The sequence below is a fragment of the Sporosarcina luteola genome (assembly GCF_023715535.1).
GTDB classification, from domain to species: domain Bacteria; phylum Bacillota; class Bacilli; order Bacillales_A; family Planococcaceae; genus Sporosarcina; species Sporosarcina luteola_B.
The window spans coordinates 19,026-44,472 of record NZ_JAMBOI010000005.1 but is presented as its reverse complement, the minus strand read 5'-3'; the positions used below and the strand labels follow the sequence as shown (position 1 = coordinate 44,472).

At 48.4% G+C, this 25,447-nt stretch carries 21 protein-coding genes; 4 read left to right on the top strand and 17 right to left on the bottom strand.

The annotated features are described in order from the left end of the window. Positions 1-161: 161 nt before the first annotated feature. Both M3191_RS11655 and M3191_RS11650 read left to right on the top strand, forming a co-directional pair. Positions 162-980, top strand: coding sequence for a Cof-type HAD-IIB family hydrolase (locus M3191_RS11655; RefSeq protein ID WP_251700559.1), 819 nt, complete (start codon positions 162-164; stop codon positions 978-980). A 24-nt stretch (positions 981-1,004) separates the two neighbouring features. Beyond that, entirely contained in the window at positions 1,005-1,850 is an 846-nt protein-coding gene (locus M3191_RS11650) for a DegV family protein (RefSeq protein ID WP_251700558.1), read from the top strand. Positions 1,851-1,924: 74 nt separating this feature from the next. Here M3191_RS11650 and M3191_RS11645 read toward each other — a convergent pair whose 3' ends face one another. The 7 genes from M3191_RS11645 to M3191_RS11615 form a co-directional block, all read right to left on the bottom strand. Beyond that, complete coding sequence (locus M3191_RS11645; protein WP_251700557.1) at positions 1,925-3,376, bottom strand: alpha-amylase family glycosyl hydrolase; 1,452 nt, start codon at positions 3,374-3,376, stop codon at positions 1,925-1,927. A 211-nt stretch (positions 3,377-3,587) separates the two neighbouring features. Then, positions 3,588-3,977: a YisL family protein gene (locus tag M3191_RS11640; RefSeq protein WP_251700556.1), complete on the bottom strand. Its 390-nt coding sequence runs from the start codon at positions 3,975-3,977 to the stop codon at positions 3,588-3,590. A gap of 72 nt (positions 3,978-4,049) precedes the next feature. Beyond that, positions 4,050-4,949: a fumarylacetoacetate hydrolase family protein gene (locus tag M3191_RS11635; protein WP_251700555.1), complete on the bottom strand. Its 900-nt coding sequence runs from the start codon at positions 4,947-4,949 to the stop codon at positions 4,050-4,052. Positions 4,950-5,026: 77 nt separating this feature from the next. Further along, on the bottom strand, positions 5,027-6,217 hold the full coding sequence (locus M3191_RS11630; protein WP_251700554.1) for a DUF418 domain-containing protein: 1,191 nt from the start codon (positions 6,215-6,217) through the stop codon (positions 5,027-5,029). Next, on the bottom strand, positions 6,214-9,933 hold the full coding sequence (addA, locus tag M3191_RS11625; protein WP_251700553.1) for a helicase-exonuclease AddAB subunit AddA: 3,720 nt from the start codon (positions 9,931-9,933) through the stop codon (positions 6,214-6,216). The genes M3191_RS11630 and addA overlap by 4 nt, the downstream gene beginning before the upstream one ends. Continuing rightward, complete coding sequence (gene addB, locus M3191_RS11620; protein WP_251700552.1) at positions 9,911-13,402, bottom strand: helicase-exonuclease AddAB subunit AddB; 3,492 nt, start codon at positions 13,400-13,402, stop codon at positions 9,911-9,913. Before addB ends, addA begins: the two co-directional genes overlap by 23 nt. Before the next feature lie 321 nt (positions 13,403-13,723). After that, complete coding sequence (locus M3191_RS11615; protein WP_251700551.1) at positions 13,724-14,347, bottom strand: TVP38/TMEM64 family protein; 624 nt, start codon at positions 14,345-14,347, stop codon at positions 13,724-13,726. A gap of 152 nt (positions 14,348-14,499) precedes the next feature. Between M3191_RS11615 and M3191_RS11610 the strand changes: the two genes are divergently transcribed. Both M3191_RS11610 and M3191_RS11605 read left to right on the top strand, forming a co-directional pair. Continuing rightward, positions 14,500-15,222, top strand: coding sequence for an AzlC family ABC transporter permease (locus M3191_RS11610; RefSeq protein ID WP_251700550.1), 723 nt, complete (start codon positions 14,500-14,502; stop codon positions 15,220-15,222). After that, a complete protein-coding gene (locus M3191_RS11605) occupies positions 15,222-15,530 on the top strand; it encodes an AzlD domain-containing protein (protein ID WP_251700549.1) in 309 nt (102 codons plus the stop codon). The genes M3191_RS11610 and M3191_RS11605 overlap by 1 nt, the downstream gene beginning before the upstream one ends. Before the next feature lie 100 nt (positions 15,531-15,630). Here M3191_RS11605 and M3191_RS11600 read toward each other — a convergent pair whose 3' ends face one another. From M3191_RS11600 to prfB, 10 genes are all read right to left on the bottom strand, one after another. Then, positions 15,631-15,894: a CsbA family protein gene (locus M3191_RS11600; protein WP_285853337.1), complete on the bottom strand. Its 264-nt coding sequence runs from the start codon at positions 15,892-15,894 to the stop codon at positions 15,631-15,633. 29 nt (positions 15,895-15,923) lie between these two features. Beyond that, positions 15,924-17,093: a PDZ domain-containing protein gene (locus M3191_RS11595; protein ID WP_251700548.1), complete on the bottom strand. Its 1,170-nt coding sequence runs from the start codon at positions 17,091-17,093 to the stop codon at positions 15,924-15,926. Positions 17,094-17,267: 174 nt separating this feature from the next. Then, positions 17,268-18,710, bottom strand: coding sequence for a S41 family peptidase (locus M3191_RS11590; RefSeq protein WP_251700547.1), 1,443 nt, complete (start codon positions 18,708-18,710; stop codon positions 17,268-17,270). 74 nt (positions 18,711-18,784) lie between these two features. After that, on the bottom strand, positions 18,785-19,384 hold the full coding sequence (locus tag M3191_RS11585; protein WP_251700546.1) for a redoxin domain-containing protein: 600 nt from the start codon (positions 19,382-19,384) through the stop codon (positions 18,785-18,787). Then, positions 19,381-20,040, bottom strand: coding sequence for a hypothetical protein (locus tag M3191_RS11580; RefSeq protein ID WP_251700545.1), 660 nt, complete (start codon positions 20,038-20,040; stop codon positions 19,381-19,383). The genes M3191_RS11585 and M3191_RS11580 overlap by 4 nt, the downstream gene beginning before the upstream one ends. A gap of 178 nt (positions 20,041-20,218) precedes the next feature. After that, positions 20,219-21,508: a murein hydrolase activator EnvC family protein gene (locus tag M3191_RS11575; protein ID WP_251700544.1), complete on the bottom strand. Its 1,290-nt coding sequence runs from the start codon at positions 21,506-21,508 to the stop codon at positions 20,219-20,221. 98 nt (positions 21,509-21,606) lie between these two features. Then, positions 21,607-22,491 (bottom strand): permease-like cell division protein FtsX, encoded by an 885-nt coding sequence (gene ftsX, locus M3191_RS11570; RefSeq protein ID WP_251700543.1) that lies wholly within the window; start codon positions 22,489-22,491, stop codon positions 21,607-21,609. Next, a complete protein-coding gene (gene ftsE, locus M3191_RS11565) occupies positions 22,481-23,167 on the bottom strand; it encodes a cell division ATP-binding protein FtsE (RefSeq protein WP_251700542.1) in 687 nt (228 codons plus the stop codon). Before ftsE ends, ftsX begins: the two co-directional genes overlap by 11 nt. Before the next feature lie 331 nt (positions 23,168-23,498). After that, on the bottom strand, positions 23,499-23,828 hold the full coding sequence (cccB, locus tag M3191_RS11560) for a cytochrome c551 (protein WP_251700541.1): 330 nt from the start codon (positions 23,826-23,828) through the stop codon (positions 23,499-23,501). A 416-nt stretch (positions 23,829-24,244) separates the two neighbouring features. Beyond that, positions 24,245-25,346 (bottom strand): peptide chain release factor 2 gene (prfB, locus tag M3191_RS11555; RefSeq protein WP_251700698.1). Its coding sequence is split into 2 segments (ribosomal slippage): positions 24,245-25,273 and positions 25,275-25,346, totalling 1,101 coding nucleotides; the frame shifts between segments, so codons are not numbered across the junction. Positions 25,347-25,447 lie beyond the last annotated feature (101 nt).

Below are 25,447 nucleotides of genomic sequence, written 5' to 3'. Positions count from 1 at the left end.
CTAAATCGTACCAAAGTTTTACTAGAAAAACAAAAAGGACGGTTTCCCTCCGGAATGTTTTGACTTGCTCCGATAGATAACGCTAAACTGGACAATATAAGGTGAAGCGATTGAGGAAATGGGTATACATCATAGAAACTTTCCAAAAAGGGGGCAAAACTATGAAACCGCATTTGATTGTCCTCGACTTGGACGGGACATTGCTAACGGATGAAAAAGTGATTTCAGAAGAAACCGCACATACATTGAAACGGGCGGAAGAACAAGGACATCAGGTGATGATCGCGACTGGCCGGCCGTATCGTGCTAGTTCGATGTACTACCGCCAGCTTGGGTTGAAGACTCCAATCGTCAATTTCAATGGCGCATTCGTGCATAACCCAACTGACCGTTCTTGGAAAAATGTCCATGAAACGATTCCTCTCCCTATCGTCAATGATGTCGTAGATGCACTGCATGATTTCCGTTTCCACAATATAATAGCTGAAGTGATGGACGATGTGTACTTGCAATATCACGATGAAAAGCCATTGGATATTCTCACCTTCGGAGACCCAGTCATAAAGCAAGGGGACATCCGACAGGCATTGCAAGTCGAGCCTACAAGTTTGCTTATTCAGGCGGATCCAAAAAATGTCGAGCCTATCCGGAGACATTTGGCCGAGGTCTATGCCGAGGCGATCGACCATAGACGATGGGGCGCGCCATGGGCTGTCATTGAAATCGTGCGCCATGGGTTGAATAAGGCGGTCGGTATTTCACATGTCGCCAAACATCTTGGAATCCCGCAGGAACGAATCATTGCTTTCGGGGATGAAGACAATGACCTTGAAATGATTGATTACGCGGGCGTCGGCGTAGCGATGGGCAACGGGATCGACAGACTGAAATCCATTGCGGACGAAGTGACGTTGACGAATAATGAAGATGGCATTGCAGAAGTGTTGAAGGAACGCTTGTTATTATCAAAAAAAATATAAAAAAGAATATAAGGGGGATCCACAATGAGAATTTTTGCTGATAGTGGTTCAGATTTACCGAAATCATTTTTCGATGACAACGATGTGACGCTCATTCCATTACGTGTCTTGATCGACGACAAGGAAGGCGATGATGTCCTTGAAATTGATTCGAAGGAAGTGTTTGACGCCATCCGCAATGGGAAACATCCGAAAACATCGCAAGCTTCCCCGGAAAAGTTCCTTTCCACTTGGAAAGAGCTTGCAGAGTCCGGAGAAGACGGATTGTATATCGCTTTCTCGTCCGAGCTATCAGGAACGTATAACACTGGCGTGATGATGAAAGACCAAGTAAAAGAAGGTAATCCGAACATGAACCTCGTCCTCATCGATTCACGCTGCGCTTCACTTGGATGCGGACTTCTTGTAAAGGAAGCTGTCCGCTTGAGGGATGCGGGAGACGATGTCCGGACAATCGAACGCAAAATCCGTGACATGGCTGCCCATATGGAGCACCTTTTTACAGTCGAGGACCTTGATTATTTGGCGAAAGGCGGACGTGTATCGAAGGCGAGCGCATTCATCGGCGGCCTCTTGAACATCAAACCTTTGCTTCATGTTGAAGGCGGAAGGCTTGTACCGATCGAAAAACATCGAGGCCGTAAAAAAGTTCTGCGCCGCATGCTCGAGCTGATCGAAGAACGCGGTGCGGAATTATCGAAGCAGACGATCGCCATCAGCCACGGGGATGACGAAAGTACAGCTTTAGAAATGAAAGCGCTCATTGAAGAGAAGTTCCAGCCGAAAGATGTGGAAATCCATATGATCGGCTCGGCTATCGGATCCCATGCCGGACCTGGTACAATTGCAATCTTCTTCTTGAATAAATAATATCAATACTGTCAAATAAAAAAACGCCTCTTCTGACATGGCTACCACCACGTCCGAAAAGGCCTTTTTTTTAATTATGCTGTTTTATTATCCGTCCGTCTCTTTTCCCGCCCTTTTTTTATGACGAGGAATAGGAAGCCGAGGAACATGACGTAGACGAGAATTGATGCGATCAAGTAAGGCGTATTGAAGCCTTTATCGTCATCCGCGATATACACTTCTGCCAGCTCCCTGTCCAAAACGACGTGGAACATGCCATCATCAGTTTCCCTGATGAGATCTCCATCCAAAACGCCTCGCAATTTCTTGTTCTCGCCAATCTTTTCGACAGGGATCGCTAAATTGGACGTCTTGGATGTATTGTTAATGGCAATCAACCAAGTTTCATCCTCGGAAGAACGCTTATAGATGATGAATCCATCTTCGTTGTGCAGCATTTCGAAGTCTCCGCTACGCAGTGTTTCCGACTCATTGCGGAGCAGGTTCAAATTGCCGATCAGATCTTTGAATTCCATATCCGTCTTGAAATTGAAAAGCGGATGGCTTTCAGGAGCTTCTTTTCCGTTCACCGCGATTTCCGTACCATATGTCATGAGGGGGACGCCTGGAAGTGTAAACAGTGCAGTCGCCGCAACTTTCCACCGGGTAGGAGGGAACATCCGGGCTTCCACGATATCGTACGTGAAGCGTGGGCCTGTCAAGTCATCGTATTGGAGCAATTCGTTCTTCCCGGCTTCTTTGAAAAGATTCATCGGGGAGGAATCTGGATCGAACCTCACGAAGGACTCACGGAGCGCCTGCATATTTGCATCACTCGGTTTCAAGTCAAACGCGGCTCCGCTTTCTTCATTTGTTAAAACGTAAGCACCATCTTTGGCATTGTGGATCGCGTCGATCATTTCATTCAAGAAAGCTTCATCGAACCCTTCAAGCTTCGTCAGACGGATACCGTCCAACTCATAAGCGGTGATGAAATCGATCGCGGCTTCGATCAAAGCATCCTTTACTTTCGCATCGCCAGGATTCCAATTTACCGTGCCATCTGCGGCATGGATGGACTTATAGGTCTGATCTTTCGCCCATTCATGCTCTGCGCTTACTTTCCCGAGAGGAAAATCAGCAATTACTCTCATTTTCTTCTTATGGATTTCTTTCACTAATGCACCGAGCTCTTCCTCTGTGCCGAAATGCGGCTCCAATTCCGTATAGGACAGCGCTCTGTTTCCATCATACGTTTCCGTCTTGAAGACGGGACCTAACGAAATCATCGTAAAGCCCATGTCAATAATATGCTGCAAGCGTGCTTGGATACCGATGAAATCGCCGCCATTGAAGGCATCTCCTTTATGCGTATCGACATCGATGTCGTTCCTTCCCACACCGTTATTGAAGCGGTCCACCAACAGATCATATATGCTTTCATCCATTATACTGTGTTCCGACTTGGCAGCAGCACCAGCTGGCGTTAGTGCGGAAATGAACAATAAAAAAATGGCAGTTACGCCAATCAAACGTTTCCTATTCACGATAAAGCCTCCTCAAACGAGCTATCTCTTGCCATTTTAACAAAACGGCGCTCTCCCCGCCACGGAATGGAATGAAAAATCCTTGTGGAGCTAAATAAATGAGTCGGATTTGTGAAATAAACAAAAGCGAAGGGCGCCTGTCGCCCTGAGTCAAGACGGTAAAACAATGAAAAAACCGCCGGCATGTTCGCCGACGGTCTGCTGGTTCATTTTATGCTTTTGGTGTATCGAGAAAATCAATTCCCATCGGCAATCTGAATCCTAGATACATTGTTGCAAATAAGAGGACGAAGAACAAAATCCACAACGTCGTCACTTTCTTCCCCTTTTGGGAACGTACGAGGACCATTTCCATCATACCGATCGTCAAGAAGCCGAGCAGGAATTTAATGCCGTATTCCATTCCTCTGCCGTAATCCATGCCTTTAATGAAGAGTGCGATTCCCGAAATCAGGATGAGCACGTAGAAAAGACGTGAAATCATGTGGGTAATCTTTTTCCCTTTCGTTCCGTTCGCCATGGCTGCCGCAACGAGGAAAAGGATAATGCCGACGACCCATGTGAAAATATGAAAATGGGGCGTGCTAGATAAAAAGTCCAAACTGTTCACCTCATCGATAATAAATTCCTATTTATCCTATCATAGAAAAGCTTTCCAGAGTAGGAAATGAACTCATACAAATCGATTGACGAGCGTCCCGATGCCTTCAACAGAAATCTTCACCGTATCCCCGGCTTTCAGGTATTCCGGAGGGTTCATCCCTTTTCCGACCCCTACAGGCGTGCCTGTCAAAATGACGTCACCCGGCTCAAGTGTGACAAATTTCGAGATTTCGGCAATCACATCGTCGATTTTGAAGATCATATCGCCTGTATTTCCGTTTTGACGGACTTCATCATTCACTTTTGTGACGATCGAAAGATTATGCGCATCCGGAATTTCATCCTTCGTAACAATATAAGGACCTAACGGGCAAGCGCCGTCCAAGCTTTTGCCGAGGAAGAACTGCTTATGTCCGTACTGAATGTCCCTTGCCGTAAGATCGTTCGCAATCGTATAGCCGAATACGTGATCATACGCGAGCTGTTTCGGGATATTGCGCCCTTTCTTGCTGATGACGATCGCCAATTCGCCTTCATAATCGAGGCTATCTGTAAGATCCGCGTGCGCCGAGAGCTCCTGCTCATCTGCAGCGATTGCTGTTGGCGATTTTGTGAAAATCAATAACTTCTCAGGCGGCGCATCCGACCCCATTTCAGCGGAATGGTCAGCGTAGTTCTTACCGACACCGAGAACGTTTTTCGGTGTGCGCGGTATCGGTGACAGCCACTCGATTTCAGTGAATGCGTACTTGAATTGTTCCGGATTTTCACTATTCCGAGCTTGTTCGGCAAGTTTCCTCACCTTTTCAACAAACTCCAAACCTCCTGCAATGCCTTCGATGATTGTTGAAGGGAAATCCGTTTCGCCAAATGCTTCGGCAATCGATTTCACATCCCAGACCGCTTCCTCTTTCTTCACTTTCGGACCGAATAATGTCTTTCCTTCAAACCGGAACGATAACAGTTTCATTTACAAGCCCATCCTTCCCTATAATGTGGATAACCTTTTCATTCAATTAAACATTCTCTAGGTACATAACTATATTTCTACAAAGCTTGCCCTTTCTCCTCTATTTTCGTCATGTTTTTCCCATACGTCCCTTTTCGCCAAAGGCATTCGAAAGGGCCCATCCGGAATTTCAACAACCAGAGCTCGGCGAAGATGACTTGGATGGCAAAAATGCCGACAGCAATCATTGTTCCTGTCTCTAAATCCACTTTTCCATACAGTCCGAAGCCGTAACCGTAGAATAGGAGAGTTGCAATGATTGATTGCATCAAGTATGTCGTCAATGACATGCGCCCCGCTTTTGAAATCGGCCGGAAGATCTTTCGGAAAACAGGCAATTGACAGAGCAGGATAATGACAGATGCATAGCCAATCGCCAAAATTGGTCCGCCAATCAGCTGCTGGATCAGTGTATTATGGTAGGCAAATCCGTCCATATACGGCCATGACTTAATGAAAATACCGACCGCAAGAGCGATGAGGCCGACTATAGCAATTTTGCCTTTCAATTCCGCCGCCTGTTCAAACAGCTTCCACTTTGAGAACGCGGCTCCTAGCATGATTAATGGCAACACCATGAAGACGCCTAGGAAGGAACCCGACAATCCGATGAGGAGCCATTCCGTCATTCGGAAAACGAGCGCTTCGCCGTAAGACCCGTGCGCATACGCCGTAATCGCCAATTCGATCCGTTGGATGTCTACGAACCCTTCCATTAACTGGTTAGGATTAAGCTTCTCCAGCAAATAGATGCCGCCGATAACAAGTAAGGTCGGAAGCATATAGACGATGAGCGCAATCCATAGCAGCCATTTCTTCGGTACGCGAACGACCGCGAGCATGATGAAGCCCATGAGCGCATAGGTGAATAAAACATCACCCGACCAGATGAACAGCGCATGGATCAGGCCGAATCCCATAAGGATCGCAAGCCGCCTCGCCATCATCGGCACGTAAGACGTACCATTCGCAATCGCTTTTTCGTATTGCATATTCAATCCATACCCGAATAGCATTGCGAAAATTGGATAAAAACTTGTTTCCACAAAAATATTGATCAGTTTGTAAGATGCCACATCACTCGGCGTACTGAAGTACGAATGGGCATCGATATAAAAATAAGGTGAATGGAAAGTGAGCATATTTACGATGAATATGCCGAGGAGCGCAAAGCCCCTCAACGTATCCAACGCTTCAATGCGATTTCCAATCGTTGGTGTTACATTCAAACCGATTCCTCCTGAACATGCATAATCCTCGCCCCGTCAAACAAATAGAGGACCATTTCTTTTATTTTGATTCCCGCGATCGATTCGACCGCTTTTTTATAAAGACTCAATTGGATGCCGTACCGCTTTTGCATTTCAGCTTGAATCTCTTCTTCGGACCGGAATCTTCCACGGATCCTGTCTGTCTTATAATCGAGCAGCACCCATCCATCTTTTTCTTCAAACAGGCAGTCGGCAATCCCTTGTAAAATCTGGTGATCTCCGTCATTTGCGTTAAATGCATACGTGAACGGCACTTCCTTGAGCATTCTTGGAGATCCGGACATCCTCTTGTAAAGCGGCGTCTCGAAGAATCGGACGACCGCCCTTTCATCGACTGCATTCGCTTCTTCCATCGTCAATAATTGGCGCGCCGTCAACTCCGTGACGAACCGATCCACGTCTTGGACTGTATGGGTCTTCGACAGATCGATATGCTGCATGATCGTATGCATCGCAGTACCAATTTCCGCCCGCGATAACGCCCTTGACTGCATGAATGCAGGGCGGTCATGTAAATAAGGAGTGCTCACTTCATCATCCTTCGTCGAGAAGAAGTCGTCGAAGTCCGGTTCCATTTCGAGCAGCGCCACCCTTTTCAGGTCGCTCACCGTCTGCTTGGAGCGCTTTTCAACGGAAGCCATGAACGGATAGACATAGTCGAATCTCCGTTTCACCTCATCGGACCAATCCGCGTCGATGACAGTTTCGGTCGTTGTCGGCACAGGTCTATCGACAGATTCTTCCTCCTGTTCTTCCGTCATCAGGAATGAAGAGACTGGATACGCTGCGATTTCCCATTTAGAAGGATCGTCAACCGGACGGCCTCCATACATGAAACCGAATTTCTCGAAATCCGGATGGCGTGCGATGGCCGGCCCGATCCAATCCAAATAACCGTTTGCGCGCGATCGTGTATATTCTGGCAGCATTTCGCCCGCCTCGATCAGCTGCGCGTCTTGCCAGCTGCCGATCGCCTTTTCAATATCCTTGACGGTGGCAATCAATTCAAGATGCTCTTTCGCCCTCGTCATCGCTACATACAGCACGCGCATTTCCTCCGCCCGCATTTCAAGCTCCTTCTTCTCTTTCATCGCTAGGAATGGGAGGGATGTGTATGTAATGCGCAATTCAGGGTCAATCGCCTTCACCGCCAGACCGAAATGCTGGTCGAATAAGTAAGGTTCATTGAAGTCCATCTTATTGAACTGCCTGCCCGCCCCCGCGACGAACACGTACGGGAATTCGAGCCCTTTCGATGAGTGGATTGTCATAATCCGGACGACATCCTCCGTCTCGCTGACGAAACGGGCAGCGCCAAGATCATCTCCTCGTTTCTGCATCCGGTCGATAAACCGGAGGAAGCGGAAAAGCCCGCGGAATGACGTCTTTTCATAATCGATGGCACGGTCATGCAGTGCGCGTAAATTCGCCTGCCGCTGCTTCCCGTTCGGCATTGCGCCGACCATTTCATAATAGTGCGTATCGGCATACACTTGCCAAATGAGCTCAGATAATGAACCGCGTCTAGCAAGATTGCGCCAATCCTCGAACATGAGGAAGAACCGTTGCATTTTCACTTGCGTTTCTGCAGCAATCCCCGCCCCGCCCGTTGCCATGAACAATTTCAGCGCCTCGTAGAATGGTTTGTTTTTCGCCGTTAGCCGGACTTGCGCCAACTCGTTTTCCGTCATGCCGACAAACGGTGAACGAAGGACAGAGGCGAGCGGAATATCCTGATACGGATTGTCGATGACTCGCAGCGTGTTTAGCATGATCATCACTTCGATCGCCTCGAAATAACCGCGCGACAATTCTGCGTAGATTGGGATGCCCGCAAGCTTGAACTCTTCCGCTATTTCTCCCGACCATGTCATCGAGCGCATTAGAATGACGATATCCCGGTATTCGAGCGGTCGCCGTTTATCCGTGAACGCATCCGTCACTTCAGCGCCCGAAGCCATCAGCTCTTTGATTCTCCGGATCATATATCTTGCTTCCGCCTGCGAGCTTTTCAAACTTTGCCCTGTCAGCTCTGTCGCTTCGTCTTCCATGTCCTCTTCGTCAGCTTCATACAGTAACGTCAATGCAGCCGGGGACTCCTTATCCGGATAACGGGCACCATATTTCAATGCGGCGGCTTCATCGTACTCGACTTCGCCGACCCGTTCCCCCATCACTTGAGAAAAGATGAAATTTGTCGCGTCCAACACTTCCTTCCGGCTCCGGAAGTTAGCATTCAAGTCGATTTTTAGCCCATTTTCGCCATCATCCGACATAAAACGATTATATTTCCCAAGAAATAACCCTGGTTCCGCCAGTCTGAAACGATAAATCGACTGCTTCACGTCGCCGACCATGAACAGATTCCCGTCCGACTCGCTGCCGCGCTTCACTAATTGGATGATTGCTTCCTGCAGCAGATTGACGTCCTGGTATTCATCGACAAGGACTTCCGCAAATCTGTTTAAATAATCAACTGCGATGTCGGACGGTACAAGTTCCCCGTCCTTCTCCATGGCAAGAATCTGCAATGCAAAATGTTCCAAATCCGAAAAGTCGACAAGACCGCGATCCATCTTTACGTCGCCATATCTCTTCCCGAATTCGATGACGAGCCCGACAAGCGTGTGCATCATCGGTGCCATTAGACGGATTTCGTCCAATAGGCGCTTCGGTGTCCTTGTAAAATACGATTCTTTCAATGAATTTACGATTTTCTTTACGGAATCGCGGAGCGCTTTCGCCCGTTTTGCCAATTCCTCATCGCAAGTGTTCTTTCGGATCGTGCCTGCCTTCACCCATGTGAGAGAGCCGAAGAACGCATACGTATCTTCCCAAGTCCCCTCTTCAATCCTGCGCTTCGCTTCCCTTATCCATTGCAGATCAGCGTCGGCTGTCGCAGCTAACGGTTCGGGACCTTCCGGCATCAATGCGATCCGCTTCATATCCTCTGTCAGATGGATTGCTTCCTCGAGCGTGTGGCGGATCGCCGTCTTCAACGGACCGATGAAATCAAGCTCGTCAATTGTCACTTCATCATCGAGTTCATATTGCATCGGGATCATCCGGAGCCATCTTTCCGGAGAAGGATGCACCCGCGAATAGTCGTACAGCCTGTCAATCAGCGTCTCGATCGACTGGTCGTTCCTGTCCGATGTGAAGCTGTCCGCAAGCCGGTACATCGCTTCCGGATTCTCTGCATTATAAGCATCCTCCAGCACTTCACCGATTGTATCGTCCCGCAGCAATGCCGCTTCCGTGCTATCTGCGATGCGGAACCCCGGATCTATGTCGATCAAATATGCATATTGGCGAACAACGTTCAGACAGAAGGAGTGCAATGTGGAAATCTGCGCTTTATTCAACAGACTCAGCTGCCTGCGCAAATGAATGGAGTCCGGATTAGCGGCAATTGCCTCTTCCAACGCTTCCGCCATCCGGTGGCGCATTTCCGCAGCCGCAGCGTTTGTGAACGTGACGACGAGCAGTTCATCCACATCGATCGGACTATGTTCACTTAACACTTTTTCGATCATCCGTGTAATGAGCACCTTCGTCTTCCCGGAGCCTGCCGCAGCTGACACGAGCACATCTTTCCCCGTTGCCCAGATCGCCTTCCACTGGGCATCCGTGAACGTAACGTCCGCCGGTTTAACTGGAATGTCCATCTTCATTCACATCCTTCCGCATCTTTTCAAGGGATTCTTCCGGGTTCAGGCTGTCATAATGCCTGTATTTCTGCTCGGGATCTGTCGGGTCAAACTGACACACCGAACGGTACGAGCAATATTGGCAAGGCATCTTATCCTTCAAACGGTACGGATACACGCGCGCATCCCCCGCAAGCATCCCGTCCCCTGCCTGCCGGTGTCTCTGCCTCACAAACTTGCGGACGATTTGCAGATCATCCGTCGACAACACTTTCGAAGCTTTCGTAAACGTCCCGTCCGTCTTCAATGCAGCCGGAATGACAGTCGACGTCTTGCCGAGCTGTGCATCCATCCCCATGACGACTTCGGGGTCATCCAGCAAATAGCCCCTCATTTTATACGATTTCAAAATCTCTTCTTCAATTAAATCCTCTGTCATCTCAAGCTCCGTACGGATCATCGGGTTATGGACATGCAAATAGAGCACACCCGCCGGATCCGCCTTGAAGCCGATCCACTCCTCCGCATGTTCGACGGCGACATCGAGGTACGTCAGCATCTGCAAGGAGATGCCGTAATAGACGTCGGTCAGATCGAGCTGTTTCGAGGACGATTTGTAGTCGACGATGCGCACATAATTCTTTCCGTCGATTTCGGTCGCATCAACCCGGTCAATCCTGCCGCGTAAATTCATTTGATTGCCCCGGCGCAGCGGAATTTCAAGAGGCGGCAATTGCTCCCCCGGTCCGAACGCCGCTTCGATTGCAATCGGGCGGAACATGCTCTTTGTCGACTGTTTGCCAAGTGCAAAAATCGTTCGCATCACGATATGCGTCAATTTTCGGCGGATGTAATGATAGCGGCTCGTTGACAATAGAATGCGGTTAAAGAACATCGGCGTAATATGCTCCATCGCGTCCCTCGCCAATTGCCAGCATTGCTCCTTAGATAACTCCGTCCATGACCTGCCTGTCCGGTTCATTTCATCGGATACCCATTTCAGCGCGGCGTGGAATAAATCCCCGATCGACGGCGCTTCAAGTGTGAATTCCATCCGTTCCTGCAAGCCGAGTCCATACGAAGCGAAATGTTGGAACGGACAGCTGTAATACGATTCGATCCGTGAAACGCTTGATACGAACGTCTTGCCATACAAGCCTTCCGTAATAGCTGGCGTAAGCCGCTCCGTTTCATTGCGGTCATGCATCGGCTTCGTAATGTATTGAAGGACCGAAGACCATAAAGGATCATCCTCGTAATAAGCGAGAACCGCCCGCCATTCGGCTGCAAGCTCGCCGGTCTGCTCCGCTTCCTTCACTTTCATCGATACGTACGGAAGCGCAGTTCGAGGGTGGAGTATATAATCGGCCTGCTCTTCTTCATTCAGCAATTCGGACGGATCCGTCACTGCCAACTGCAGCCCGATCCCCGGCAGAACCTGCTGTATGCGCGAGATATAAAGCGATGGCAGCAATGATTTCCCTTCTTCGTCCGCGATCGGATAGGAAATGAAAAACTTGTCCCTCGACGATGTGAATGCCCGGTAGGCCATATAGGATTCATCCATAAGCTTCATTTTAGAGGATGGAGCAAGCTCGATGCCGCTCATCGCAAACCATTCCCTGTCCGAGTCCGACAAGAGCCCTTCCGAGTCAATCCGTTGAGGTAAAACACCGTCATTGACGCCGATGACAAATCCCACTTCAATTTCCATGAGACTCGCAAGCTCGATCGTCGTCACTGTCACTTGATCGAGCGATGGCGGAATGCGCGTGAACTCGAGCGTATCGAACCCTTCATCCAAGATCCGCGCAGCTTCCTTAAGATCCATCTCCTTATCCCCGAACATGAGGACAAACTGGTCAAGGACATTGATCCATGAATTCCAAGCCTGTTCATGCTCCGTCGCGTTCAGCAGGCGGCCCGCACGCTCTTCATCAGCGCGCAAATCAATGATCTTATCGAATACTTGCAGCGATTCCATGAATAAAAACAGCGCTTCCGCGACATCGCGGCCACTTTTCGAACGTTTCAGCCTGCCTTCCAATTGCGCAAGCGGCTCTCGGATCAGGTCCCGGATCAGATGCAACTCCCGCTCGAGCGCAAGTTCCTCATCGGTCTGCACAGTCGTATGCAATTCCAGCCCGCGATACCGCTTCACTTTCCATCTTGCTTCATCGAACCATCGATTGCCATAGAGCCCATTGGCAAGCACGTAGTTTTCGAGACGGTCCGCCCGCTCACGCCAAAGCAGCTTATCTTCCCGATGCGGAAAGAACAGATCTGTCTTAACCGCGCGGAATATCGATTCATATGTCCAGCCCGATGTAACAGCTTCCAGGACAGACCTTGAAAACTCGATGAGGGGATGATGGAGCATCGGCTTTTTCCGGCTGATGAACACCGGGATATCGTATTGTGAAAATATCGTTTCAATGAGCTCATCGTATTTGTCAGGCTGCCGGTATAAAATCGAGATTTCCTTATATCGTCCGCCCTTCATGACGAGTTCGCGGATATTCCTTGCCACCGCATGGATTTCCGCCCGTCGATCCGTCGCTTCGATCAATGAAACCGCCCCAACGGAAGGTCTTTCCTTCGGCGGATATTTTTCGAACTCGTTCTCGAAGTGGCGAAGCTCGTCATTATTGAATCGGAGGGGCTGTTCCAAATGGATCCCCTCTTCGATTTCGACTGATTCATTGCGAGCAATCTCCCGGAGCTTCATTGATGTACGGACAGGATTGAAAAACAGTTCATGATCTGCATGTCCCGACAAATCGGATTCCATCGGCAAGACGACCGTCACCCGATTCCCATGCTTCATCAGTTCCGTAATGATTTCATATTCCCTTGCCGTGAAACTCTCAAATCCATCTATATAAATCTCTGCGCCTTTTATAAGTTCCGAGTGCTTTATCTGGGACGTCAACAACGCCAAATGTCCCTCGCTATCGACATAGGACGTACCGAGACGTTCCTCGATCTTTGATACAAGTAATGACAGATCGCTCACCTTGTCCTGCAAAGTGCGCGGGGCGTCGGCAACGGCCAGCTGCTGGCGGAATTCGGCCAACGTTTCCCGGTCAAGGCAATAGCGGCTGAACTCCTTCATAAGATCGCCGATTCTTTCCGTGAAGCCTCTCTTATTCGCAGCCTGCTTGAACAGCTTCAGCTCTTCCCGGTTCTCTTCCAATACGCTCCGGACGAGCATCCTGTAGCCGAACCCGTCGACTTCCTTCCGCGTAATGCCGCCCGTCTCCTGCAGCACACGCCACGCAAGCCGCTTGAAAGTTGATACTTGAGCTCGGATCAAGCCATTCAGGCCGAAGTTCACCGATAAGCTCAGCTCCATGGAATACGACATCTGATCAGGCACGATCAGAATGACTGCCGGTCCCAGTGGCTCCCGTTCAAGCTCAGCGGCAATCTCCCGCTCAATGACCGTCGTCTTCCCTGTCCCGGCTCTCCCGGTCACAAACCGCAATGTCACGGCACTCTCCCCCTTTCAAATGAAAATTCCTATCTTCCTTCCTTTCATTGTACCGAAAGATAAGGAGGACAGGAACTATTAACATAGTAGTACCATTGATTTGTAAAATGCATCCAGCGCGACAAGCGAAACGCGAGAATATAATACCTCCCGCGGTTAATGATTCATCTATAAACATTCAAAAAACGCATAAATCGGTTTATTCACGCATAAGTCACTAGTAAAGCTCATAAATCTCTTCATTCACGCATAAAACGCTAGAATCGCGCATAAATCCAATATATCACGCATAAACGAAGAAATTCACGCATAACCGCTCGCTTAATCTTCATCTTCCTCTTTGAAAATCGTACTGGATTCCTCTTCCACTTTCCGATCAAGCCGCTTCTCAAGCCACTTGCCAACTGCCCAAAGAAGAACGATGATCCCAACGACGATCCCCGTCCGCAATGGTTGCGTCAACAACGCTTTCAAATCATACCCGATGAAACTGATCGTGAAAATCATCACAAATTTACCCGCCATCAAAATAAACAAATAGCTCTTCTTCTTCATATTCGACAAGCCCGCTACGAGATTCACCAAAGCGGAAGGCGTAAACGGAAAACAGATGAGTAAAAACAACGGCGCGAACCCGTTCCGCTCCACCCAGCCGATCAACTGCTGCACACGCTTATGCCTCGTCAAAAAACGCAAAAAGCGGCTGCGCCCATACTTTCTTATAATTAAAAACACCACATACGAACCCGCAACAGTGCCCGCCCACGACAGAATGAATCCAAACCAGAGCCCATATGCACCTGCATTCGCAAACACGAACACAAACAGCGGTAAAAAAGGCAGAAACGACTCTATGAAAGGCAGCAGCAGACCGATAAACGGCCCTAACGCCTTATAATGCCCTGACAACTCAATGATTTTATCTACATCCATCCATTCATCCATATGCAACACCCTCGCCTATCAACAATCGACCTATTCGATACTTGCTTTCCATATATACTCTCGAATATTCCCTTTTCCCTTATAGAATAACACCAAAACGTCAAAATATAGTATAATTTCAATCATACATACAAGAAAGACGTGACAGCTTAATGAAAAACCAATTCATCGCCGGCCTGAAAGCGGGACTCAGCATCGCGATTGGCTACTTCCCGATCGCACTGACTTTCGGGCTGCTCGCCAAAACAACTGGTCTCTCACTCATGGAGGCGACCGCCATGAGTATATTCGTCTATGCCGGAGCAGCCCAATACATCTCGCTCAATCTGATCTCATTCGGAGTCGACCCGGTCACGATTGTCATCAACACATTCATCGTCAACATCCGGCACTTTCTAATGACGGCATCACTGAATGAAAAGATGCACCGAGCACCGAAATGGGTGAAAGCCATCTACTCATTCGGCATCACGGACGAATCATTCTCCGTCCTGGCAACAGGAAAAGAAGATAAAATTCCGACTGCCTACGCATTCGGAGTTACAATCATCGCTTACGGCAGCTGGGTCATCTTCACAGCAGCAGGCCACGTCGTCGGCGCCAATCTGCCCGAGTTCTTGCAAGTCGCCATGTCCATTGCATTGTACGCAATGTTCATCGGCCTGCTCGTGCCCGCCATGAAAGCGAATCGGAAAGTCGTCATGCTTGCAGCACTTGCAGCCGCCATCCACTGCATCATCTATATCGGCGAACTGCTTTCAACCGGCTGGGCGATCCTCATCTCGACACTTGGATCGGCGATACTCATTGAAATTATCTATGCACGGCGCGGCAAAAACGTTACCGCTCTGCAGAAAGAAATGGAGGAATCATAATGGGACCGACCTATTGGTGGATGCTCTTCGGAATGGCGCTCGTCACGTACATCCCGCGAATGGTGCCACTTACATTCCTCGACGGAAAGGAACTGCCTCCGATCGTCAGCGGCGTCCTCAGCAATATCCCATACGCCGTACTCGGGGCACTCATCTTCCCGGCAATCATCTTCGTCCAGGAAGGCAACATCCTATTCGGCATCATCGGTGCTGCAACCGCCTTTCTGATCGCTTTTCTCGGTGGCGGCGTCATGCCAGTCGTCCTCGGCACGATCGGCGTACTCGCTATTTATAGCTTTTTTATGTAAGTATGTCTTGGCGAGTGATCATAAATCTCCGCAAGTGATCATAAATAGCGCACAAACGGTAATAAAAGGCCGCCCCATAACCGGAGCGGCCTTTCCTCACTCATTCATCCACTTCATTGTCTAACCTTCTCGCCTTCTTCACCATCCGCGTCGCGTACCAGAAACCGACCGTCAGCGAAAGCGCATCCGCCGCGTACAGAATCCAGTTATGCGTATACCCTGCGTACACCGACGCAGCGATGAGCGCAATCGTCAATGCGAGCCCGACGAAATGATGGAACGTGACACGCGTGAAAAACACGACGAGCAATCCCGGCAGGAACAAGGCAAGCATCAATTTCGTTTCCAATGTGGCGATATCCATTTTTCACCAAACCTTTATGCTTAATTCAATTAACGGACAACGAGCAGCCCTAACCGGTGATGATCATGACGGTAGAGCACTTGTTGCATTAGCCGCACTTCACCGTCCCGGCCGATCACTTGCAGTCGGCAATGGGCCGCGTTCACTTGAATTGCATCATACAATTCCTTTTCATTCGAAACTTGGATGCCATTGACCTTCCGGATGCACTCCCCCGGAACCAGCCCGAGTTTTTCACCCGGTGAATCCGGCAAGATGCCTGCGATGATGACGCCAGCCGATTGAGGCGCCGCCGCAAATCCTCCTTTGCGCTCCCGTACAGCGACGAGGATTGAGAGCATCGCCCGCCCGACAACGCCGATCAACAGTGCTGCCCAACCGAGGATCGGCATCCACCATGCAAATGCGCCGACCACAATGACAACAACACCTATGGCGGTGAGTGCTTGTCCAATCTTCGGGAAGAGAACATCCGGAAAACTCGCTCGTGCGACTTGTGAAAAACCGATTACAACCGGTACAGGAAGGAAACTGAACGCGGTCGCACCTATTGTAAATTGAGGCCAATATGGCGCGATTCCCGACAGGAAATCCCCCGGCACGAGAAACAAAATCGGCAACAGCCAGAGCCGCTTGGATTTATATGCAGCTGCACGCAATCCACGGTTCGTCTTCGTCAAGAAAGGAGAGGCATAAGCAGTAGTATGACGACGGACGAGGAACCCTTCGACGATGAGGAAAAGTCCCGCAATGACCGGGACCGTCAACGCCATGCCCCCGAACAGATCGACATCGGTCGGCGTCCACCCGCGATATGCAAAGTCGGGACCCCATTGCTGGAATGCATATAAGCCGAAAAAGGCGATTGCCGCAAAATAGATCGGCGATGCTGTTAGATAATAAAATGAGATCATCGATAAAATGGCGACTGCCGAAAATAGCGCAATCCAGACGATATCGACGGTCAAGCCGATTCCTGATATGAGGATTGATACAATCAGCGCCGGCAGCCACGATTCAGCAAGCAGCTTTTTCATTTCCGTCAAGCCGGGGTGAAGCCGCACAAGGAAACTGCGCCGCTCCCGCTTTACCCGGAAGTACCCTAACCCGACCGCCGCCACTATGGCAATCAACCAAACTGGATTCAGGAAAAATAGTGCAATCGCTTGTAACAGATCCATTAGTACTTGTTCACTCATCAACCATCACCATCCCATCCCCGAAAACATGATTATTCCCTATTGTATCAAAAGAAACGTCTCACGTGTGAGACGGCCGATAAATTTTCTTTGAATTGAGTCTTCTCTTCCAGGCAATTACTACTATTCTCAATAAAAACACTCCCTGCGAGTGCAGGGAGTTTGGAGTGTAGTTCAGTCATTCAAAATATGATGCACATAACCGATTGCCACTTGCAGCTGTTTGTCGTTCGCTTTGTCTTTACGATAGCCCTCGACCCGTTCGCGGATGGCGGCGAAGAACTTACGGTCCATGATGCTCTCCGGGGACACTTTTGAATCGACCCGGAATTCGTGGACGGCAACCGCCGTCGATTCGTCGAAATAGCCGTCATCGCGTTCGAGCTTGTATCCGAGGCCGGCCAGGAGCCGTTGTCCATAAGCGATATCTTCATGGTAATCGCCTGCCGCGTAGACATCCGTCGAGAAACGGATATGCTCGGTGAATAACTTGCTCTGTTCGGATTCCAGGTCGGCAGGCACTCCTTTTCCATGAATCCATGTCTCTTTCGGCGTCAGCCATTTATGCGTGGATAACTTCATTTCGCCGCCGTTCGACAGCTCCATCGTATCTTGGACGGTCCCTTTTCCGAAACTGACCTGTCCGATGATGAATCCCCTCCGCAAATCTTTCAATGCACCGCTCAACACTTCGCTCGCCGATGCGCTACCTTTATCCTGTAGCAGGACGACAGGCATCTTTTTTAATTTTTCATCGAACTTGAATTTCTCGGAAGGCTCCACAACGAGCGGCGTCAATTCGCCTTTCACGTTTTGCATATAGGCAAAGACCGTATCTTCCTGCAATAAACTTCCGGCAACTTCACCGACGGCACGCAAATAACCGCCCGGATTGCCGCGCACATCGATCACAAGCGCCTCGGCGCCGCCTTTGATCATTTCATCGGTCGCCTTTTTCCATTCGGCCGCCGTTTCATCACCGAACATCGTCAACGCTATGTAACCGAATTTTGTGCCCCTTTCTTCCATCAATTCAGCTGATACCGTTTTCACCGGTATGACGTCTCGCATCACTTTCAGTTCTAGATGCTTATTCAAGTCTGGCCTGTATATCGTCATTTCCAATGCAGTGCCTTCCTTGCCCCGGATTTTCCTGACAACATCTTGCAACGTCAAGCCTCCGAGCGCTTCCCCGTTGATGCGGACGATTTCGTCATAAGGCTGCAGACCCGCTTTCTCAGCAGGGGACCCTTTGATTGGTGCAACAATGATATACCTGCCGCCTGACCTCGTAATTTCCGCACCGATGCCTACCTTTTCACCGGCCAATGACTCCCGATGCGACTCCGCTTCCTCCTCGGAAAGGTAGGTGGAATATGGATCTCCGATGACATCCGCCATACCGCGCAGCGCCCCTTCGATGAGCCTGTCCCCTTCGACCGGATACACCGCTTTCTCCTGAATGATGCTATACGCTTCGTCAATGACCGGGAACGCCCCTTTCAAAGCCGAATCCGCCCTATTCCCTTTATCCGCTGAGCAGCCGTCCAACACTAGAAATACGCCTGCCGCCATTACCGCCAGTATCGCAAAAACTAAAAACCGGCTTCTGCGCATCGATAACATCCCTCCTCCGTCCACTATATGAACGAAATCGGTCTGTTACGACAACAGAAATCCGGCTTTTATAATCAATCAAGATCGTCTATTAGTGTTTTCAAGGTCGATTCATCCATCGGCCCTTTTACAATTTGGGAAATGGTTCCGTCCGTGTTCAGCATATACGTCGTAGGAATTTGGAACACTTGATACTCTTCCCCGACAATTCCTGTTTCATCCAAAGGAATCTTGAACGTCAACGCGTATGAATCAATAAATTCTTGGACGACTTTCACGCCACGGTTCTCGCTGCTCGTTAAATTGACAGCGACGATTTCCACATTATCTTCTTCTGCGGAATTCCGGTAGTAATTTTGCATATGCGGCATTTCCGCTTTGCATGGCGGGCACCATGTCGCCCAGAAATTCAGGACAACCTTTTTTCCTTTCAGGTCGGACAATTTGAGCTTTTTGCCATCCAAAGTTGCCAATTCGAAGTCCGGCGGGAGGTTGCCGAAGTCCAATCCGACTGTGCCTCCCGCAGCATCGCCTTCCACACCATCTTTCGATTCAATCAAGACGCTCGATTTATCTATCGGATCCGCCTTCTTCACATTCTGGTTGACCATGATCACGACCATCGAACCAATGAGCAATGCAGCGATTATGTACCCGATCACTTTTTTATTCATTCTACCTTACCCCCGTCCGTTTGTTCAAATGTTGATTTATTAACGAATAGCGCCACGAAAAACAAGCCGATCAATATCGTCACAAGCAGTGGCGGATTCATCAACCCTTTCGGCTGGATCGCTGCAACAAAGACATGTGCCGCCATGAACAGCAACGATAGCTGAACGATATGGCTTACGCTTTGTTCGACGTTCTTCCAAATGAAAACGATAAGCCCTACGAAGACGACAGCCGTTCCGACACGCACGAACAGACTTCCTTCATTCAACAGTGCCATCATCACTTGGAATACGGCTTGGACGGACACGGCACCTATGAATAAGGCAACGAGCATATCCTTGTCAATCCGTTTCTTCCGCCAATCAAACCATGTCCGGAACATAACGAAAGACAATCCGAGGATGAACCCGATAATCCCTCCGTTGAAATAAAGAAGCGCGAACGGCGCATTGATGACAATCTTGAAGTCGGTAAGAATGACCGACAATTTCCATATGATGATGACATAAAAAATTGCGTCCCCGAACCGATTTGAAGTCTGTTTTCCAAACTTCAGCCGGATAGCAATATATGATAGAACGAATGCAATGATGAGAGCGATCCACGTGGACGGCGCTGTGATATTGCCAATTGAAAACCATTTGGTGACAGTCATCCGAGCTTAAACCCCTTTGCTCTTTATATTGGCTATGCTAAAGGAAAAATACATACGGTGCGAGCATATTGCTTTCAGTATCGCGGATAGATGGGAAGTCTTTGTGAAGTTTCGCCATATATAAAAAAGAAACCGCACTTCCAACCGATTGAGATTGGGTGCAGTTCCTGATTCTTACTTAAAATGATACATATCGCAATGGATTCACAGCGCTTGGACCGGAAGCAGTCCAGTTCCCGACGTGCATTTCGAAATGCAAGTGTGGACCCGTTGATGCTCCTGTATTGCCGATGGCTCCGATATATGAGCCTTTGTCAACGACTTGTCCGGTGCTGACACTGATCTTCGATAGATGTGCATAGACCGTCGTGAAAATACCGTCGTTTGTTGAATGTGTAATCATAATGACATTCCCGAAGCCGCCCATTGTTCCCGCATAGGAAACGACTCCATCCCCAGCCGCCACGACCGGCGTTCCGATTGGTGCTGCAATGTCAGCTCCACGGTGCTGGCGCTTCGTGCCATAGATCGGGTGTATCCGCCAACCGAACGAAGAGGAGTAAGTTCCATTCGCAGGTCTCGTCCAGAAGCCATTTGAGACTTGCGGCAATGTGCCTGGTTTCTTTGCTTTCGCCGCCGCCTCTCTCGCTTTCCGTTTTCGTTCCGCTTCTTTACGGGCGATTTCGGCAATTCGCTTCTGCTCGGAGATTATTTTCTTCTCCAACTGTGCATCCACTTCAATTGCTTCGTGGAATTCTTTCTCTAATTGTTTCTTTTCCCTTGAAAGCCTTTCCTGCTCCGCTTCCAATTGATCAATCACTTTACTCTTCTCTTTTTTCCTTGCTTTCAGGTTCTCTTTCAGCTTTTCAAGTTGGGCCTTGTTTTCGCTCAACTCTTTCAATTTCTTTTCAACAAGAGCTTTTTCAGCTTCAAGTTGCTCGATATCTTCCTGTTGTCTCCGCATGATGTCACGGTCTGCGTCCATCAGCGTCGTGACTGTTGAAAAGCGATCAATGAAATCAGCAAAGCTGTTTGCCCCAAGCAGGACATCTACATAGCTTACATCGCTGCCCTTCACTTGCATCGCTCGCACCCGTTCCCGAAGGACGACATCACGTTCAGCGATCTTATTTTCAAGATCCTTGATAGATTCCTTCAATGCATCAATTTCATCATTCGTTTTGTTTATCTTATCAATGATGCGGTTCATGTTTGCGTTTGTTTCTTCGATTTCCTTATTCAATGCACTAATTTGCTTCAAGAAGTTATCGATTTCATTCTCAGTCGCCTTAATTGCATTTTCTTTGTTGTTCATACTTGATTTCAGATTTTGCTTTTTCTGTTGGTTCTGCTTTTGTTCCTTCTTCAAATCATTCAATGTGCTTGCCAAAGCCCCTGATTGACCCATTACCGAGGTCATCAGGAATACGATGACAAAAAAAGACACTATCCATTTACGTTTGTTCAACTTCTCATTTCCCCCTTTAAGCTACTGCTGCAGGTTGATTCGTTCACAATCAGGCTGTTGACGGGGACTACAGCGTTCCCCTCTTTCGTGACAGCCTATTAGACTCGAAGAAATTTGCGAACAGACATAAAACTGCCCCATACTCCGATAAACACGCCCATGAATAGAAGCAGGCCATTCACCTGAAGAATGAAAGGTGTCGCATTCAATAGTTGGAATAATTCGTTTTGCAATCTTGGCTGCCATTGTGAATAAAGTTCGTAATACGAAAAGGAAATAACAGCCATCGGAATAATCGATCCAAGTACGCCTAGCCAAACCCCTTCGAGGACAAACGGAATCCGGACGAAGCCGTTCGTTGCACCTACTAGTTTCATAATCTCGATTTCTCGTCCTCTCGCAACAATTGTGAGACGGATCGTATTTGAAATTAAGAACATCGCAGTGAATAAGAGTGCAAGAATAAGTACCATTCCAATGTTCCTGCTCATATTGAGTACATTGAATAATTTCTCGATTTTCCCTTCACCGTAGACGACTTGGTATGTATAGTCGTATGAATCAATCTTTTGAGCGACTTCAGCCGTCTTGTGCGGGTCGGTCGCTTTCACATAGAGTGCGTCCCCTAATGGGTTGCTCTGCTTGTACAAGTTCAATTCATCCCCGAAAGAACTAATCATCTTCTCAAGTTCTTCGTCCTTTGTCGCATGGACGACTTCGCTCACGCCAGGTGTATTTCGAACTTGCTCTTCCAACGTTTTCACAGCCTCGACATCTGCTGCCGGTTCCGTGATGACTTTTATTTCCACATCATTCTCTAGATTATCCGCTAATTGGTTCAAGTTCATCATAATGACGATGAACACCCCGACGAGCAGAAGTGTGACGGTAACCGCACTGACAGAAGCGAACGTCATCCAGCTGTTTCGGCCGAGGCTTTTCAAGCTTTCTCTGACATGACGCCCCATCGTCCTAGCTTTCATAACCGTATACTCCTTCAAATTCATCTCTCGTGATCATTCCGCCATCGATGACGATGACCCGATGTCTGATTGTATTTACGATCTCTTTATTATGCGTGGCCATGACAATCGTCGTGCCTCGCGCGTTTATTTGTTCAAAAATCTTCATGATTTCCCAAGATGTATCCGGATCCAAGTTCCCTGTCGGCTCGTCTGCTATGACGACCTTCGGGACATTGACGATCGATCTTGCAATGGAAACCCGTTGCTGCTCGCCGCCCGACAACTCGTTCGGGAACATCCTCGCCTTTTGCGTTAGTCCGACAAGCGCCAATACATCATTCACTTTTTTGCGGATCTGCTTCGGTGATTCCTCAATCACTTCAAGCGCAAAAGCGACATTCTCGTAAACATTCAATTTAGGAAGTAGTTTAAAGTCTTGGAAAACGACGCCGATCTGCCTTCTCAAATAAGGGACTCTCTTACTCCGGAGCGTCGCAAGATTAATGCCGTTAATGATAATGTCGCCTTTTGTCGGGGATTCCTCGCGATACATCATTTTAATGAACGTCGATTTCCCCGCTCCGCTCGGCCCGACGACATAAACAAACTCGCCTCGACCGATTTCGACGTTGATGCCATTAGCAGCAACGACACCGTTCGGGTATTTCTTATAAACATCTTTCATCACAATCATGTAAAAACCACCTGAATCATATTGTATTCCACATTTTTTGCCGACAGATTTATTATAACATGTATAGGCTTGCTAAGTATTACAGATATGTTTCATTTGTCCCGACACAATTCAATAGTTATTTTGGGGTGCCAGCGAATCGTCATACTATGCGCCATGTTCCCTTTTTCACTATGAAACTACTCGTATTTCATTTGATAAAAACATTGAAATTGGTGGGTGAATTGCGCTACTTTGTAATATCCGCGCAATAGTCAGTGCTGTTTTTTCCATTTTATTGAATAAAAAACGCAATGGCCGGGTTAAGAGCCATTGCGTTTTTCTGCATCAATTATTTCTTTTCTGCAAGCCATTTAGTAACTGCATCCAATTCTTCACCTTTGATTAAACCACCAGGCATGCCGTTCTGACCGTTTTGAATAATGTCGTGAATTTCCTCTTCGGAAAGCTCTGATCCGACGTTCGTCAATGCCGGAGCGTTTCCGCGTCCTTCAAGATTGCCTCCATGACAAGTCGCACAGTTGGCTTGGAAAACTTTGTCCTCATCTACCGCGGCTGTCTCGCCGTTTCCGTTGCCGTTGTCGTTTGCATTATTTCCACCGCCACAAGCGCCAAGTACAAGCGCCGCGCCAAACATCATTGCTACAAGCTTGTTCTTCATGTAGTTTCCTCCTGTCATTAGTTCTCTGCTACATCCCTTAGTATACCAAAGGATGGGGATTATACTCCGCAAGGGAAGGTGCCCATTTTTATCAAATTGATGACAAATTGGAAAGTTTTTCACCAAGTGGACCCATCCCGTTTGCCTTTATCTTTTATTATAGACGTATATCGGAAATTCAAACATTTTTGCTGCACATGCTGGCGCGCTTCCGGTGAGTCATTAGTCCCGAAATGACAATATAAGTTGGGAAATGATCGATATCTTTCGGGAAATGATCGATAAGTCTGCGCAAATGATCGATATCTGCTAGGAAATGATCGTTATACTTCGGAAAATGATCGATAACCCGGACAAGACGTTTGTATCCCGCTGAATAAAAAAAAGCGCACCGGAGTGCGCTTTTTCTAAATTCATTATGAAATTCTAGAACGTAAGTAGGCGTTGATGAACATATCGATTTCCCCGTCCATGACGGCGCCGACGTTTCCTGATTCCTCGTTCGTACGGTGGTCTTTCACCATTGAATAAGGGTGGAACACGTATGAGCGGATCTGGCTTCCCCAGCCAATTTCCTTTTGCTCGCCTCGGATTTCAAGGAGTCTTGCTTCCTCTTCCTCGAGTTTGATTTGGAGGATTTTCGCTTTCAATAAGTTGAGAGCGCGTTCACGGTTTTTGATTTGCGAACGTTCTGTTTGGCAGGTGACGATTGCGCCTGTCGGAATATGCGTCATCCGGACTGCTGAATCAGTCGTGTTAACGTGCTGTCCGCCTGCTCCACTTGAACGGTATGTGTCGACTTTGACGTCTTCCATTTTCAAATCGATGTCGACGTCTCCGTCAAATTCAGGCATGACTTCGATTGAGGAAAACGATGTATGACGTCTGCCGGATGAATCAAACGGTGAGATCCGGACGAGGCGGTGGACGCCTTTCTCTGCTTTCAAATAGCCGTATGCATTGTGACCTTTAATCGATAGTGTCACCGATTTGACGCCAGCCTCATCGCCCGCCTGGTAATCAAGCGTCTCAACTTTGAAGCCTTGGTGTTCAGCCCAGCGAGTGTACATGCGAAGCAGCATGGAAGCCCAGTCCTGGGATTCCGTTCCGCCTGCGCCTGAGTGGATTTCAAGGATTGCATTGCTTTTATCGTATTCATCACTTAACAACATTTGCAAATCAAAATCATCCATTTTTTTCTTAAACTCTTTTAATTCGGCAAAGAGCTCTGCCTGCAATTCTTCATCGGCTTCTTCACGAAGCAATTCCAATGTCATTTCGAGGTTTTCCTGCGTGTCGTTGAGTTCGTTGAATTCACCGACGGTATCCTTCAATGCATTCGATTCGGAAATGACTTTTTGCGCGTTTTCCTGGTTATCCCAGAAATTCGGCTCCAGCATCACTTCGTCAAGTTCCTGCATACGTGCCTCTTTGTTTTCTAAGTCAAAGAGACCCCCTGAAGTCCGCTAATTTCTTAGCTGTTTTGTCGAGCTCGTTGCGTACATCGGATAATTCCATCATAGTTGTTCCTCCTGAAAGTAAATAAAATAGAAACTTCCATCCGTAGTCGCGGAATCCCGCGCTGCGGATGGGAAGTCAAGTTGTTGCTTTACCTGCCA

Coding starts and splice junctions, on each gene's coding strand:
- M3191_RS11655 (WP_251700559.1), top strand. CDS start 162: ATGAAACCGCATTTGATTGTCCTCGACTTGGACGGGACATTGCTAACG.
- M3191_RS11650 (WP_251700558.1), top strand. CDS start 1,005: ATGAGAATTTTTGCTGATAGTGGTTCAGATTTACCGAAATCATTTTTC.
- M3191_RS11635 (WP_251700555.1), bottom strand. CDS start 4,949: ATGAAACTGTTATCGTTCCGGTTTGAAGGAAAGACATTATTCGGTCCG.
- addA (WP_251700553.1), bottom strand. CDS start 9,933: ATGAAGATGGACATTCCAGTTAAACCGGCGGACGTTACGTTCACGGAT.
- M3191_RS11615 (WP_251700551.1), bottom strand. CDS start 14,347: ATGGATGAATGGATGGATGTAGATAAAATCATTGAGTTGTCAGGGCAT.
- M3191_RS11610 (WP_251700550.1), top strand. CDS start 14,500: ATGAAAAACCAATTCATCGCCGGCCTGAAAGCGGGACTCAGCATCGCG.
- M3191_RS11605 (WP_251700549.1), top strand. CDS start 15,222: ATGGGACCGACCTATTGGTGGATGCTCTTCGGAATGGCGCTCGTCACG.
- M3191_RS11600 (WP_285853337.1), bottom strand. CDS start 15,894: ATGGATATCGCCACATTGGAAACGAAATTGATGCTTGCCTTGTTCCTG.
- M3191_RS11595 (WP_251700548.1), bottom strand. CDS start 17,093: ATGAGTGAACAAGTACTAATGGATCTGTTACAAGCGATTGCACTATTT.
- M3191_RS11590 (WP_251700547.1), bottom strand. CDS start 18,710: ATGCGCAGAAGCCGGTTTTTAGTTTTTGCGATACTGGCGGTAATGGCG.
- M3191_RS11585 (WP_251700546.1), bottom strand. CDS start 19,384: ATGAATAAAAAAGTGATCGGGTACATAATCGCTGCATTGCTCATTGGT.
- M3191_RS11580 (WP_251700545.1), bottom strand. CDS start 20,040: ATGACTGTCACCAAATGGTTTTCAATTGGCAATATCACAGCGCCGTCC.
- ftsX (WP_251700543.1), bottom strand. CDS start 22,491: ATGAAAGCTAGGACGATGGGGCGTCATGTCAGAGAAAGCTTGAAAAGC.
- ftsE (WP_251700542.1), bottom strand. CDS start 23,167: ATGATTGTGATGAAAGATGTTTATAAGAAATACCCGAACGGTGTCGTT.
- cccB (WP_251700541.1), bottom strand. CDS start 23,828: ATGAAGAACAAGCTTGTAGCAATGATGTTTGGCGCGGCGCTTGTACTT.